Here is a 13,225-nt window from a genome sequence, read left to right as displayed (position 1 = left end):
CTCCGCTCACGCGCCCGGCGACGCCGCGGAGTGGGCCGCCGTCAGCGTGCTCCAGTAGGGCCCGAACTCGCTCTCGAGGGTGAGCCGGCCGAGCTTGCGGTACTCCCGCTGCACGGCGGTGACGAGGTGGGCCATGGTCACCGCGGTGCCGTCTTCCGCGGCGAGGTACGCGGCGGTCACGGCCGCGGAGCGGATGCCCCCGCCGGCGAGCTCGAAGGCGTGTCCCAGGAAGTCGAGGTCCAGGTCGGCGGAGCGCTCCATCAGCCGGCCCAGGCAGCGGTCCCACAGCAGGGTGCGGTGCTCCGGATCGGGCAGCGGGAAGTCCACGATGACGTCGAGCCGGCGGGTGAAGGCCTCGTCGATGTTGGCCCGCAGGTTCGTGGCCAGCACCACGAGCCCGTCGAAGGTCTCCATCCGCTGGAGCAGGTAGGCGCTCTCGATGTTCGCGTAGCGGTCGTGGGCGTCCTTGACCTCGGAGCGGCGGCCGAACACGGCGTCGGCCTCGTCGAAGAGCAGGACCCCGTTGACGCCGGAGGCGGCCGTGAAGATCCGCTCCAGGTTCTTCTCGGTCTCCCCGACGTACTTGTCCACCACGGTGGCGAGATCGACGACGTACAGGTCCAGCCCCAGCTCCCGGGCCACCACCTCGGCCGACATCGTCTTGCCGGTCCCGGAGTCCCCGGCGAACAGCGCCGCGACGCCGTGGCCGCGGCCGGCGCCGGGGCGCATGGCCCAGTCCCCGAGCACCCGCTCCCGGTGGCGCGCCCGCAGGGCGAGCTCCCGCAGGGAGAGCAGGGCCGGGCCGGGCAGCACGAGGTCCGCCCAGCCGACCGCCGGGTCCACCCGGCGGGCGAGCCGGTCCAGGGCGGAACCGTTCTCGGCGCGCGCCCCGGCCTGCAGATGGGCCGCGGACAGCCGGCCGTCCGCGCCGAGGGCCGCCTGCGCCCGGGCGGTCCGCGCGGCGCGGGCGACCTGCTCGGGGCCGAGCCGGAACTGGGCGGTGGCCCCCTGGATCTCCGCGCCGGAGAGGGCGCCGTCCAGCGCCTCCAGCCACAGCCGGGTGCGCTCGGCGGCGCTGCCGGCCGGGACGTCGACGACGAGGGGCGGGCGGTCCGTCCACGCCGGGTCCCAGGCGGTGTCCCCGAACAGCAGCACGGGCTGCGGGTCGGCGCGCAGGGCCCGCAGGAGGGCGGGACGGTCGGCCACGGCCGGGACGGGGCCGGCCACGATGCCGGCGTTGCGCAGCCTCGCCTCCCGGACGGCGAGCGCCACGAGGCCGACCGCGTCGCGCTCCCCGGCCAGCCGGGTCAGGTCGAGGCCCACGACGTCGTGCCCCCGGGCCCGGAGGGCCTCGCCCGCGAGGACCCGGGCCGAGCCCGTGGCCGAGTCCCGGAGGTGGACCAGCAGCACCCCGGCGCGCAGGGCGCGCACCAGCGGCACGGGATCGCCCCACGAGACCTCGGGCGGGGTCGCCAGCACGGCGGCCAGGGCGGGGTCGGGGGTGTCGTCGCCGAGCAGGTGCCCGACCACGCGCTCCGGTACCCGCAGCGCCCGGCCGGGCAGGGGACGGTCCGGGTCCTCCACCTCGAGCAGGTCGCCCGTGACCAGTGGCCCGGACAGCAGCCGGGCGCGGGCCCCGGCGTCGGAGAGCGCCGCGCCGCACAGGGCCAGGGCCACGGACGCCGAGGGCCGGCGCCGGGTGACGTCGTCGTTGAGATAGCCGAAGAGCTGCTCGAACCTCGGGTCCAACTCGGCGGCGACCGCCACGAGCAGCAGGTCGACGTCCAGCTCGGTGAGGCCCAGGACGGCCGCCAGCTCCCGCAGCCGCAGCCGATGCCCGGCCTCCGCGGCCCGGTCGGCGGCCCGCTCGCACTCCTCCAGCCGGGCAGAGGCCGGCACGGGGCGGGAGATCGCCGGGGCGGCGCCGAGCAGCCGGTCCACGGCCTCCTCGCTGAGGTACAGGCCGCGGAACGGGTCGTCCGGCTGGGGGTCCTCCGCGCGGCGCTCGGCCACGAGCCGGCGGATCCGCTCCTCCACGACGCCCACCCGGCCGAGCAGGTGCGCGCGGCTCGCCCCGGCCGTCACCGGGTCCTCCGTCGCGCGGCGGGCCGCCGCGCAGACGCCGCGGGGACGGCTCCGGAGGCCGGCACGGGCCCCGCGCGGCGCCCGGTGTCGGCCGCCGGCCCGGCCCGGTCGGCCATGTCCACCACGGTGCCGGCCGCGGCCGGCGGGGCGATGTCGTAGACGATGCCGGTCTCGATCGGTGCGATCACCACGATGTCCAGGGACGGCTTGAGCTCCCCGCCCAGTGCGGACCACACGTCCGCGAACGCCCGGTCCTCCGGCGGGGGCAGGCCCACGGTCATCGGCACCGGTCTTCCCGGCTCGGCGAGACCGCCGGTGACGAGGTCCTCGGGCAGCGCCTCGTGGCGCAGGAAGCTGTGCAGGAGCTGGTCGAGCAGCAGGTGCTCGTCCTCCGGGCGCTGGGTCCAGGCGGTCACGAGGTAGGACAGCTTGAAGTACCGGGGGGCGGGGCGGCGGCGCAGCACGTTCCCGTCCTCGTCCCGTTCGTCCGCGAAGCCGCGCTCGCGCCGGCGCAGGTCCTCCCGGATGTCGTACAGATACAGGTTCACCGTAGGGGCGTTGCGGCGGGCGGCCCAGTCCTTCGTGGGGGCGTCGAAGGCCACCTCGACCTCCGCCCCGCCCAGGGCCTCGGTCCGGACCAGGGTGCGCAGCGCGTCGTCGACCTGGGCGATCACGGCTCTGCCCTCCTCACCATGGGGTCCACGCCACGGGATCCACTGTGGTGGCCCGCGGCGGCCGCGGGCGACCGGCGCCGGGCCGTCGTCGGGGAAGCACCGGGTGCCCGTTCGGGCACCCGCTCAGATCAGGCCCTCCCGCAGGGCGTAGGCGACGGCGTGGGAGCGGTTGCGCAGCTGCAGGCGGGTGGTGACGTCGTGGACCACGTTCTTCACGGTGCGCTCGGAGTACGCGAGGCGGCGGGCGATCTCCGCGGTGTCCAGGCCGTCGGCCAGCAGGCGCAGCACGTCGACCTCCCGCGGGGCGAGGCCGGTGAACATGATGCCCCGCGGTCCCAGCACGTGCCGCTGGAGCCTGCCCACCTGTTCCAGCAGGCGGCCCAGCAGGTCCGGGGGGACGCTGCCCTCGCCGGAGGCCGCCGCGGTGATGACGGACACCAGCCGGTCGGGGGTGGCCTCGCACCGGCGGGCGATGCCCACCACGCCGGTCTCGACGATCTTCACGAGGTCGCCCTCGTCGAGGCGTCCCGCCACGAGCACGGATCGTGCCGTTCCCTGCCGCTGCACGACCCGCAGGAGCTTCAGCGCCTCGTCGTCCACGGCGTCGGCCACCACCACGACGACGTCGGCCCGGTCCGCGTCCTGGGCGCCCACCACGCGGACCTCGGGCCGGGGCCTGAGTTCGCTCACCACTCCGGCCGCGGAGATGGGGTCCCAGGCGTGGACGTGAACGGTGACCGGTTCCATGGCTGCTCCTCGACCCGGCGCCGGGTCGTGGCCGGCGCTCCTCCATCCGATGCTTCGGCATGAAGATAGACCGGGCCGCTCAGCGTGCGCTCAACAAGGACTCAACGGGCAGGCGGAGTGCCCGGAAGGACGGCCGACCGCCGTGCCGGACGGGTCACGGGCCGTCATAATCTCGCTCCACAGGGGCCGGGCGCCGGTCCCGCACACCCCGCGAGGAGCACCCATGAGCGTGTCGGCGACCGTGGAGGTGCCCCGGACGACGCTGGAACCGGGCGGGGCCGCCTCCGTGTCCCTCACCGTGAGCAACGACGGGGACCTGGTGGACGAGTACCGGTTCCGGGTGGTCGGCTCCCTGGCGCGGTGGGCCTCGGTCGAGCCGGAGTCGGTCTCGGTGTACCCCGGCAGCTCCACGACGGTCACCCTGCTCTTCCGCGTGCCGAGGTCATGGGAGGTTCCGGCGGGGGAGGCGCCGTTCGGTGTGCAGGTGCTGCCCGCCCAGCACCCGCACGACACCGTCGTGGTCGAGGGCGTCGTGGAGGTCCTGCCCTTCTGGGAGTCCTCGGCCGAGCTGGTGCCCCTGACCTCGGAGGGGCGCGCGGGGGGCCGGCACCGGGTGGCCGTGGACAACCGGGGCAACACCACGCTCGAGGTGCAGCTCGAGGCGAAGGACCCGGAGGAGAGGCTGCAGCTGGTGCCGGGGCCCGCCACCATGCGGATCGCGCCGGGCACGGTGCAGTCCGCGGACCTTCGGGTGCACCCGCGGCGCAGGGTCTGGCGCGGCACGCAGCAGGCCCACCCCTTCACCGTCGAGGTGCGCCCGGACCGCGGGCCCCGGAGCGTGCTCGCCGGCACGCACCGGCAGGACCCGATGCTGCCGCGGTGGTCCCTCAAGGCCGGCGTCGTCGGCATCGTCCTCGCGCTGCTCGCCGCCCTGGCGGTGGTGACCGTGCCCGTGGTCGGCGGCGCCCTCGGCACCGCGGCCGGTTTCCTGCGCGAGTGCCGGGACGGAGTCCTCGCCGGCGATGCCGCCGTCTGCCTGGGCGCCGCGCCGCGGCAGGAGCAGGAGGCCCGGGAGCCGGACGCCCAGGAGCAGGAGGCCCGGGAGCAGGAGGCCCGGGAGCAGGAGGCCCGGGAGCAGGAGGCCCGGGAGCAGGAGGCCCAGGACCAGGGCGGCGCCCAGGAGGAGGTCTCTGAGGAACTCCGGGCACGGGCCGCGCCGGAGGAGACGGACCAGGACGTGTTCACCGCCGAGGACGACCTGGTCTTCACGCGTCTCGTGCTCATTTCCTCCGACGGGGACACCGGGGTCTTCCGTCTCAGCCTCGACGGGACGCCCATCAGCGAGGACCTGGCACTGGAGCAGTTCAGCGGCCGGGAACAGGCGTTCGAGGTCGTGATCCGGATGTCGGCGGGTCAGGAGCTTGCTCTGGAGCTGCTGTGCAGCAGCGCCGACGCCGAGCTCCTGGAGCTGACCGACGTCTGCGAGGTGACGGCGGGTCTCGAGGGAGTCGTCGAGCGCCCCGGCGGGTGAGGCGCAGGCCGGGGCGGCCCCGCGCCCGTGGGGGCACCGGCGGGTTGCACCAACGGGCACCAGCCGTGCCCGCAAGCCCGGCCCGTCGCCGACACGGTTCTCGCCGGCCTCCGCCGTACGCTCGTCGGGAGGAGGGAGCGGCCGGTCCCGGACGGGCGCCGGGACGCCCCGCCGGGAGGACTCGATGGACACGACGGCCACCCTGGAACCGCAGCGGACGGAGATCGACGCCGGGCAGTCCGGCACGGTCGTCCTCACGGTGCGCAACGACTCGGAGATCGTCGAGGACTACACGCTCCGGGTGGTGGGGGACCTCGCGGAGTTCTGCGCGCTCGAACCGGACCACGTCTCGGTGTACCCCGGGCAGGCGGCCACCGCCGTCCTCAGCGTCCGCCCCCCGCGCAGCCCGGACGTGCCGGCCGGCGAGCACTTCTACGGTGTGCACGTCCTGCCCGCCAAGCAGACCGGGGACGCGACCGTCCCGGAGGGCGCGGTCGAGGTCCTGCCGTTCCACGACACGGCCGCCGAGCTGTCCCCGCAGACCTCGAGGAGCAAGCGGGGAAGCCGCTACGGGGTGACCGTGGAGAACCGGGGCAACGCCCCCGTGGCCGTGGCGCTCGCCGCGAAGAGCGCGTCCGACGAGCTGGGCCTGACGCTGGGCGAGTCGGAGCTGACCGTGGACCCGGGGGCCACGGCGTCGGTGGAGATCCGGGCGGAGCCGGTGGAACGGCTCTGGCGGGGCACCCCGGTCGCGTACCCGTTCACCGTGACGGTCCGGCCCGACGAGGGGCCCGAGCTCCCCCTGGCGGGGACCCAGTACCAGGAGCCGGTGCTGCCGTCGTGGGGTCTGAAGGGCCTGGCCGGCCTCCTCGTGCTGGCGGCGGCTCTCGTCCTGGGCCTGTGGTCGGCGCAGGCCCAGCGGTTCCCGCCGTGGGAGCCGGCCGGGGACGAGACGACGTCGCCGACCGAGGGTCCGGAGCCGACCCAGGGCCCGGAGCCCACGCAGGGTCCGGAGCCCACGCAGGGTCCGGAGCCGACGCAGGGTCCGGAGCCCACGCAGGGTCCGGAGCCCACGCAGGACCCGGAGCCGACCCAGGGTCCGGAGCCCACGCAGGACCCGGAACCGTCCGTCCCGCCTCTCCCGCAGGTGATCGACTTCACCGACCTGCCGGGCGACACGGTCTCGGACGTCTTCGGACCGTGGCCCGACCAGCCGGCGACCGGTCCGTTCACCATCACGGGCCTCACCGTCGTGCCGACCGCCGGTGACACCGGCACGTTCGACCTCATGGTCATCGACGGCCGGGGCGAGCTCGCCCTCTGGGTCCAGCAGCCCCTCGCCGAGCTGGACCCCGGGGAGAGCCTCGTGCGCGAGGACGCTCAGGACGCCCAGGACGCGGGGGAGGTGGAGGACCTCGCGGACGCCATGGTGAACAGGTTCGGTGAGGACCTCACGTTCCGCGACACGGTCCAGCGCCTGCGGCTGGAGCTGCCCGGGACGGACCCCGGAGCGCCGGGTGGGGGCGGGACCGGTGCGGAGGAGGCGGCACCGACCTCGGCGCCCGTCCGGCCGTTCACGGTCGGGCCGGACGACAAAGTGGTGCTCGCCGTCCGCTGCGACACGGCGGGCATCCCGGCGGCGGGCCAGTGCTTCGAACGCGTGACGGTCTTCGGCGAGCACGAGCAGGACGGCGGCGGCTAGGGCGCCGCCCCGGCCCGCAGGACCCGCCACACCGCAGACAGGAGGCTCACGTGCCCACAGGACCCGCGCTGCGCGCCGGCGACACCGCGCTGTGCCCTCTCTCGGACGGACCGAAGCCGCACGTCGGCGGGCCGATCACCCCCGCCGCCGCCGTGGCGACCGTGCTGATCGGGGGGTTGCCCGCGGCCGTGGCCAACGGTGTCCCCGGCGGCGTCGTCTGCGTCTCGCCCGCGCCCAACGGGATCGCCTCGGGCAGCGCGACGGTGCTGATCGGCGGGTTCCCCGCCGCGAGGGTCGGTGACCTGACGCTGCACGGCACGCCCATCGCCCCCGGGCCCGGCCTGCCCACGGTCGTCATCGGGGGCTGAGCCCGGAACCGGCCGCGGCACGGGGAAGGCCCCGGCTCCCACGGGAGCCGGGGCCTTCCCGGAAAATGGCGGTGACGGAGGGATTTGAACCCTCGTTGGCTTTTACACCAAACATCATTTCGAGTGATGCACCTTCGGCCGCTCGGACACGTCACCAGCTCGCAGTACTCTACCGGCTGGCCGCGTCATGCGCCAAAAGCCGGTGAGGTGCCGGCGGCGGGGCCCTGCGGCCCGGGGTCGTCGTCGGGCGCGCCGCCGCGGCGGTGGCCGGCGAAGAAGTCGAGGAGCAGGCGCGAGCACTCCTCGGCGAGGACGCCCCCGGTGACCTCCACCCAGTGGTTGAGCCGCCGCTCCCGCAGCACGTCGAGGACGGAGCCCGCCGCCCCTGCCTTCTCGTCCCACGCGCCCAGCACCACACGAGGGACCCGGGCCAGCACGATCCCGCCGGCGCACATCGCGCAGGGCTCGAGGGTGACCACGAGCGTGCAGCCCTCCAGCCGCCACGAGCCCAGCGTCCGCGCGGCCTCCCGCAGGGCCATGATCTCCGCGTGGGCGGTCGGGTCGGCGTCGGCCTCCCGGCGGTTGCGCCCGCGGCCCACCACCGTTCCGTCCGGGCCGACGACGACGGCGCCGATCGGCACGTCGCCGGTCTCCGGTGCCGCCCGGGCCTCGGCGAGCGCGAGGCGCATCCACTCCTCCGCCCGGGCCTCGTCCCGGGTTCGCGGTGGCAGTGCCATGCCGGCTCCTCTCGTGGGCGTGGAATTCGGGCTCCGACCCGGACGTGGCCCGTCGACGACGCAGCCGCGCCGTGGACGCCCGTGGTCGCGCGGAGGCCGCGTCCGTGCGCGGCCCGGCCGGGGGGCCGTTCGAGCGCCGACGGGCGGCGCGGATCCCAGTGGTAATTTTGGCCCATGCGAGTGACCGTTCTCGACCACCCTCTGGTGGCCCACAAACTGACCGTGCTCCGCGACAAGAACACCACGTCGCCGGTGTTCCGCCTGCTCGTCGAGGAGCTCGTGACGCTGCTCGCGTACGAGGCCACCCGGGGAGTACGGGTCGAACCGGTGGAGATCGACACGCCCGTGACCCGCGCCACCGGGGTCGGGCTGTCGAAGCCCCGGCCGCTGGTGGTGCCGATCCTGCGGGCGGGCCTGGGCATGCTCGAGGGCATGACGCGGCTGGTCCCCACCGCGGAGGTCGGCTTCCTGGGCATGGCCCGCAACGAGGACACCCTGGACATCATCACGTACGCCGAGCGGTTGCCGGACGACCTCACGGGACGGCAGGTGTTCGTGCTGGACCCGATGCTCGCCACGGGCGGGACGCTGCGGGAGGCGATCAAGTTCCTCTACCGCCGCGGCGCGGAAGAGGTCACCTGCATCTGCCTCCTGGCCGCACCGGAGGGCCTCGCGGCCCTCGAGGAGGAGCTCGGCGACTCGGAGGTCAGCATCGTCCTGGCCGCGAGGGACGAACGACTCGATGAGAACGCCTACATCGTTCCGGGGCTGGGGGACGCGGGGGACCGGCTCTACGGCGTGGTGGGCTGAGGGCCGCCCCGCGCCGCCGCGGCACGAACGGAGAAGGGCTCGTCGGCACGGACGGCGGGCCCTTCGTTCCGCCCGAGACAGAGGTCCACATTGTGAGACGGCGTGTTGGGCGCAAGAGGGGTCTTGACATCACCCCGTGATTGTGCTTTAGCGGTGAGTGCGCCGATGGGCAAGCGTACTTCCTTGTGCTCCCGCCCCCGGCGGTGCGGAAAGCCCGGGGGCCCGGTGAAGGGGGTTCATTTTGCGGGGGCGTACCGGCGCCTGTCCCGGATATCTCATATAGTGAGAAAGTGGCTTGATTATTACTTGCGCCCTCACGGGGCCTGGGGGACCATGAGATCAGTGCCACTGTCAGGAATTTTTCAGCTTCTCGGGGAGGGCCCCCGGCGATCAGGGAGCGAAGGATTCGGGAGCTGATGGTGGTCGGGTCGCTCCGAGGGGCGGGGCGGCCTGGTGGACGGAGGCCCGTCTGCCGCACGACGCAGAGACGAGGGGCACCAGATGCCAGGTACACCGGGATACGTGCACATTTCTCAACGCCACCGCGCCGGCGAGGCTCGAAGTGCCCGCCGCCCGGCCGCGGCGCCCGAGCGGCCCCAGGGGGCCCCGGCCGACTACCGGAGCCTCCGCAGCACCATGGGCGCGCTGCCGTCCACGCCGGGGGAGCCGCCGCTGCCCAACCGGCTGCAGCGCGAGGCCGCGCCGCAGCCGCCGGCCCAGGAGAACGAGGCGCGCGGCTTCGTGATCTATGTGGGTCTCAACGAGGAGACGGCGGCCACCCACGGCACGTCCCTGGTGAAGCTGGTGCAGAGCATCCGGGCGTACGCCCAGCAGCTCGTCCCCGACGCGGAGTCCTACGCCGCCGTCGCCCTGGCGCCCGCACAGACCGCCGGCAGCGACCTCGAGGTCGTGCGCAACGCGCTGGGCGACCCCACCTCCGCGACCGTGCGCCCTGCCGTTCCGGCGACCCCCGCGCCGACGACCCCGGAGGCCAGGACCAACCAGTCCACCGGTGTGCTCATCGACCTCTCCCGCCGGGAGGTCTTCCTCGACGGCGGGCTGCTCAACCTCACCTTCAAGGAGTTCGAGCTGCTGAACTACCTCGTGGAGAACGGGAGCCGGACCGTCGGCCGCCACGAGCTGCTGCACAGTCTGTGGCGGGACTCCGAGGAGGTCCCCAACGAGCGGACCATCGACGTCCACATCCGCCGGCTGCGCTCCAAGCTGGGGCGCCTGGCCAACACCGTGCGCACCGTCCGCGGCCAGGGCTACCGGTTCTACGAGCACCCCGAGGTCGTCGTCTGGGCGGCCCCCGAGTACTCGATCTGATCCCTCCGCCCCGCCCCGGTTCTCCTGCCCCGAGGCGGAGGTGCCGGGGCCGCCCCGTGCCCGGCCCGTGCGTGGCATCATGAACCGATGACCCGCCACGACCGCAAGAAGCTCGTCCTCATGCGCCACGCGGAGGCGGAGCACCCCTGGGGGGTCGTCGACCACGACCGTCCCCTGACCCCCGGCGGCTCTGCCGACGCCGCAGCGGCCGGGCGCTGGCTCCTCGACCACGGCCACGCGCCGGACATGATCCTGTGCTCGAGCGCGCTGCGCGCCCGGCAGACCTGCACGTGGGTCAGCAGCGTCCTGGGCGACCTCGCGCCCACCGCCCGGCTCGACGAGTCCCTGTACGCCGCATCGGACCCGCGGATAGTCGCGGTGCTCAACCACGTGCCCGAGACGGTCCGCACGCTGCTGGTCATCGGTCACCTGCCGGGCCTGCGCGACGCCGCGCTGCGCCTGGCGACCCCCGACTCGGACTACGACGCCGTCATGGCCCTGGCCGACGGGTGTCCCACGGCCGGACTCGCCCTGCTCGAGGTGCCCGGCGAGTGGGCGGGACTGGACGGGGCCGACGCCCGCCTGGTGGAATTCACCGTGCCGCGCCCGTCCGTGGAGGAGCGCTGAGCCGGCCGGTGGTGGACCGGGCCAGGGCGCGTCGCGCGGGCTCGGGAGTGTGTCCCGAGGGCGACGGAGGAGCGCGCGCGAGCGCGAGAAGGAGCTGAGGATGCGTCAGGTGGAGTTCACCCCGTCCGGCGAGCGCGTGGGTGCCGTGGGCTTCGGGGCCATGGGCATGAGCTGGGTCTACGACCGGCACGGGCTGACCGAGCGGCAGAAGCACGACGTGCTCAATCTCGCCGTGGACCTCGGCATGACCCTCGTGGACACGGCCGTCCTGTACGGCGGCGGGGCCAACGAGGAGCTCGTGGGGTCGGCGCTGGGACATCGCCGCGACGAGGTCTTCCTGTGCTCCAAGACCGGTCTGCGCGCGGCCTCCCTGGAGCCGCCGCGCACCGAGCGGTGCGGGCACCCCGACGAGGTGCGCCGGTCCGTCGACGACAGCCTGCGGAGGCTGCGGACCGACGTCGTCGACCTGTACTACCTGCACCGCGTGGACCCCGACGTGCCGCTCGAGGACACGTGGGGCGCGATGGCCGAGCTCGTGAGTGCCGGGAAGGTCCGGCACCTGGGGCTGTCCGAGGTCAGCACGGAGCAGGCCGGCCGTGCCCACTCCCTCCACCCCGTCGCCGCGATCCAGTCGGAGTACTCACTGTGGAGCCGCAATCCGGACGGGTCCGGCACCACCGCCGACGGCGTCCCGTCCGGGGACGTCATCTCGTGGTGCGCCGAGCACGGCGCGGTGTTCGTGCCCTTCTCGCCCGTGGGTCGCGGCTACCTCACCGGGGACCTCGCCGGGCGGACGTTCTCCGCCGCGGACTTCCGCTCCCGCAACCCGCGGTTCACCCCCGAGGCCGTGGCGGCCAACGAGGACCGCGTGCTCGGCCCGATCCGGGAGGTCGCCGGCCGGCACGGGGTGTCCCTCGCCGAGGTGGCGATCGCCTGGACGGCCGTGAGGGGCGAGCACATCGTGCCGATTCCCGGGACCACGAACCCCGACCACCTGCGCCAGGACGCCGCCGCGGCGCGGCTTCGGCTCACGGCGGAGGACCTGGCCGTGCTCGACCGCGTCAGCCCCGTCGGCGACCGGTACTGATCGGAGCCCTCCGTGCGTGCCGTGGTCTGCGGGGCGGGCATCGCGGGGCTCGCCGCCGCCGTATGCCTGGGCCGGCGCGGCTGGGACGTGCTGGTCCTGGAGCGGGCCGCCGCGCCGCGCGAGCAGGGCTACATGATGGACTTCTTCGGCCCCGGCTACGACGCCGCCGAGGCCATGGGCGTGCTCCCCGCCGTCCTGGAGCTCGGCTACAGGGTCGACCGGCTCAGCTACGTCGACCACCTCGGCCGTGACCGGGCGGGACTGCCCTTCGCCCGGTTCGCCCGCGCCCTGGACGGCCGCCTGGTCAGCGTGATGCGCCCCGACCTCGAGCGGGTCCTGCGCGACCACGCGGCCCCCGTCTGCGAGCTGCGCTACGGCCGGCGCGTCGTGGAGGTGCGGACCGTTCCCGGAGGGGCCGGGCACGACGCGGCCGAGGTGGTGCTCGAGGGCGGCGCCGTGCTCCGGGCCGATCTGGTCGTGGGGGCGGACGGGCTCCACTCGGCCGTCCGGCGCTCCGTGTTCGGGCCGGAGGAACGGTTCCGCCGCCACCTGGGCCTGCACACCGCGGCCTTCCTGTTCCGCGACGAGCAGGCCCGCCGGGAGGTGGGCGACCGGTTCTGCCTCACGGACAGCGTGGACCGGGCCATGGGGTTCTACGGGTTGAGGGACGGGCGCGTGGCCGCGTTCGCCGTGCACCGGACCGACGAACCGTCGCTGCCGGCCGATCCGTGCCTCGAGCTGCGGGAGGTCCACGCCTCCCTGGGCTGGATCGTGCCGCGGGCGCTGGCCGCGTGCCCGATGCAGGTGTACTACGACGAGGTGCTCCAGATCGAGGTGCCGCGCTGGAGCTCCGGCCGTGTGGTGCTCCTGGGGGACTCCGGCCAGGCCGTGTCCCTGCTGGGCGGCCAGGGCGCGTCGATCGGCGTGGCCGGTGCGTGGCTGCTCGCCGAGCGGCTCGCCGGCTCGGCGTCCGTGGCGGAGGCCCTGACCGGCTGGGAACGGACGTGGCGGCCCGTGGTGGAGGAGAAGCAGCGCGTGGCCCGCAGCGGGGCCGAGTGGTTCCTGCCCGGTTCGCCGGCCCGGTTGCGGGCCCGGAGGCTGGCCCTGCGCCTGGCCGCGCTGCCCGGGGTCGGCGGCGTCGTGACGCGCGGGGTGACGGGCAGAGCAGGAGGCGACATCCGCGCGCTCGCCGCCGGGTGAGATCCTCGGGCGAGCGCCCGGGTGGAGGGCACCCTGTCGCCCACCCCCACGTCGGGGCCTGCTGTCCCGCCCGGCCGCCACGTCGGGGCCGCCGCCCTGCCGAGTCCCGACGTGGGGGCTGCTGCTCCGGCCGGTCCCCACGTCGGCGAGATTCGCGTGCCACGAGTCCCCATGTCGGGGCTTGCTGTCCCGCCCGGCCCCTATGTCGGCGCTGCCACCGCGCCGAGCCCCCACGTCGGCGCTGCCACCGCGCCGAGCCCCCACGTGGGAGCGATTCGTGTGCCGCGAGTCCCCACGCTCCTGCCACCTCGTGCGCCGACCCCCCAAA

Annotated in this window: 12 protein-coding genes and 1 tRNA gene; 8 read left to right on the top strand and 5 right to left on the bottom strand. The window is 74.8% G+C overall.

Features of this window, described 5'->3' with window-relative positions:
• Nucleotides 1-6: 6 nt before the first annotated feature.
• The 3 genes from ACH9EU_RS09460 to ACH9EU_RS09450 form a co-directional block, all read right to left on the bottom strand.
• Nucleotides 7-2,085, bottom strand: a complete 2,079-nt coding sequence (locus ACH9EU_RS09460; RefSeq protein ID WP_396413683.1) for an AAA family ATPase — start codon at nt 2,083-2,085, stop codon at nt 7-9.
• On the bottom strand, nt 2,082-2,759 hold the full coding sequence (locus tag ACH9EU_RS09455) for a DUF4255 domain-containing protein (RefSeq protein WP_396413682.1): 678 nt from the start codon (nt 2,757-2,759) through the stop codon (nt 2,082-2,084). The genes ACH9EU_RS09460 and ACH9EU_RS09455 overlap by 4 nt, the downstream gene beginning before the upstream one ends.
• 123 nt (nt 2,760-2,882) lie before the next feature.
• Nucleotides 2,883-3,506 carry a LuxR C-terminal-related transcriptional regulator gene (locus ACH9EU_RS09450; RefSeq protein WP_396413681.1) on the bottom strand — a complete coding sequence of 208 codons (624 nt, stop codon included), beginning with the start codon at nt 3,504-3,506 and terminating at the stop codon, nt 2,883-2,885.
• 223 nt (nt 3,507-3,729) lie between these two features.
• On the opposite strand from ACH9EU_RS09450, the gene ACH9EU_RS09445 reads away from it, so the two are divergent.
• The 3 genes from ACH9EU_RS09445 (at nt 3,730) to ACH9EU_RS09435 (ending at nt 7,107) form a co-directional block, all read left to right on the top strand.
• Nucleotides 3,730-5,037, top strand: a complete 1,308-nt coding sequence (locus ACH9EU_RS09445; protein ID WP_396413680.1) for a hypothetical protein — start codon at nt 3,730-3,732, stop codon at nt 5,035-5,037.
• A 184-nt stretch (nt 5,038-5,221) separates the two neighbouring features.
• Nucleotides 5,222-6,739 (top strand): COG1470 family protein, encoded by a 1,518-nt coding sequence (locus tag ACH9EU_RS09440; RefSeq protein WP_396413679.1) that lies wholly within the window; start codon nt 5,222-5,224, stop codon nt 6,737-6,739.
• Nucleotides 6,740-6,789: 50 nt separating this feature from the next.
• On the top strand, nt 6,790-7,107 hold the full coding sequence (locus ACH9EU_RS09435; RefSeq protein ID WP_396413678.1) for a PAAR domain-containing protein: 318 nt from the start codon (nt 6,790-6,792) through the stop codon (nt 7,105-7,107).
• A gap of 66 nt (nt 7,108-7,173) precedes the next feature.
• Here ACH9EU_RS09435 and ACH9EU_RS09430 read toward each other — a convergent pair.
• Nucleotides 7,174-7,263 (bottom strand) — tRNA-Ser (locus tag ACH9EU_RS09430).
• A gap of 29 nt (nt 7,264-7,292) precedes the next feature.
• On the bottom strand, nt 7,293-7,844 hold the full coding sequence (gene tadA, locus ACH9EU_RS09425) for a tRNA adenosine(34) deaminase TadA (RefSeq protein ID WP_396413677.1): 552 nt from the start codon (nt 7,842-7,844) through the stop codon (nt 7,293-7,295).
• A gap of 174 nt (nt 7,845-8,018) precedes the next feature.
• Between tadA and upp the strand changes: the two genes are divergently transcribed.
• From upp to ACH9EU_RS09400, 5 genes are all read left to right on the top strand, one after another.
• On the top strand, nt 8,019-8,654 hold the full coding sequence (upp, locus tag ACH9EU_RS09420; RefSeq protein ID WP_396413676.1) for a uracil phosphoribosyltransferase: 636 nt from the start codon (nt 8,019-8,021) through the stop codon (nt 8,652-8,654).
• A 501-nt stretch (nt 8,655-9,155) separates the two neighbouring features.
• Nucleotides 9,156-9,983, top strand: coding sequence for a winged helix-turn-helix domain-containing protein (locus tag ACH9EU_RS09415; RefSeq protein WP_396413675.1), 828 nt, complete (start codon nt 9,156-9,158; stop codon nt 9,981-9,983).
• 87 nt (nt 9,984-10,070) lie between these two features.
• On the top strand, nt 10,071-10,610 hold the full coding sequence (locus tag ACH9EU_RS09410) for a histidine phosphatase family protein (RefSeq protein ID WP_396413674.1): 540 nt from the start codon (nt 10,071-10,073) through the stop codon (nt 10,608-10,610).
• Between the two features lie 100 nt (nt 10,611-10,710).
• Complete coding sequence (locus ACH9EU_RS09405; RefSeq protein WP_396413673.1) at nt 10,711-11,697, top strand: aldo/keto reductase; 987 nt, start codon at nt 10,711-10,713, stop codon at nt 11,695-11,697.
• 12 nt (nt 11,698-11,709) lie between these two features.
• Nucleotides 11,710-12,897 (top strand): FAD-dependent oxidoreductase, encoded by a 1,188-nt coding sequence (locus ACH9EU_RS09400; RefSeq protein ID WP_396413672.1) that lies wholly within the window; start codon nt 11,710-11,712, stop codon nt 12,895-12,897.
• Nucleotides 12,898-13,225: the final 328 nt, after the last annotated feature.

Source organism: Kocuria rhizosphaerae, from assembly GCF_044462265.1.
GTDB lineage: Bacteria > Actinomycetota > Actinomycetes > Actinomycetales > Micrococcaceae > Kocuria > Kocuria rhizosphaerae.
Note: the sequence above shows the minus strand (reverse complement) of the source record. Positions and strands in the feature narration are given on the sequence as shown.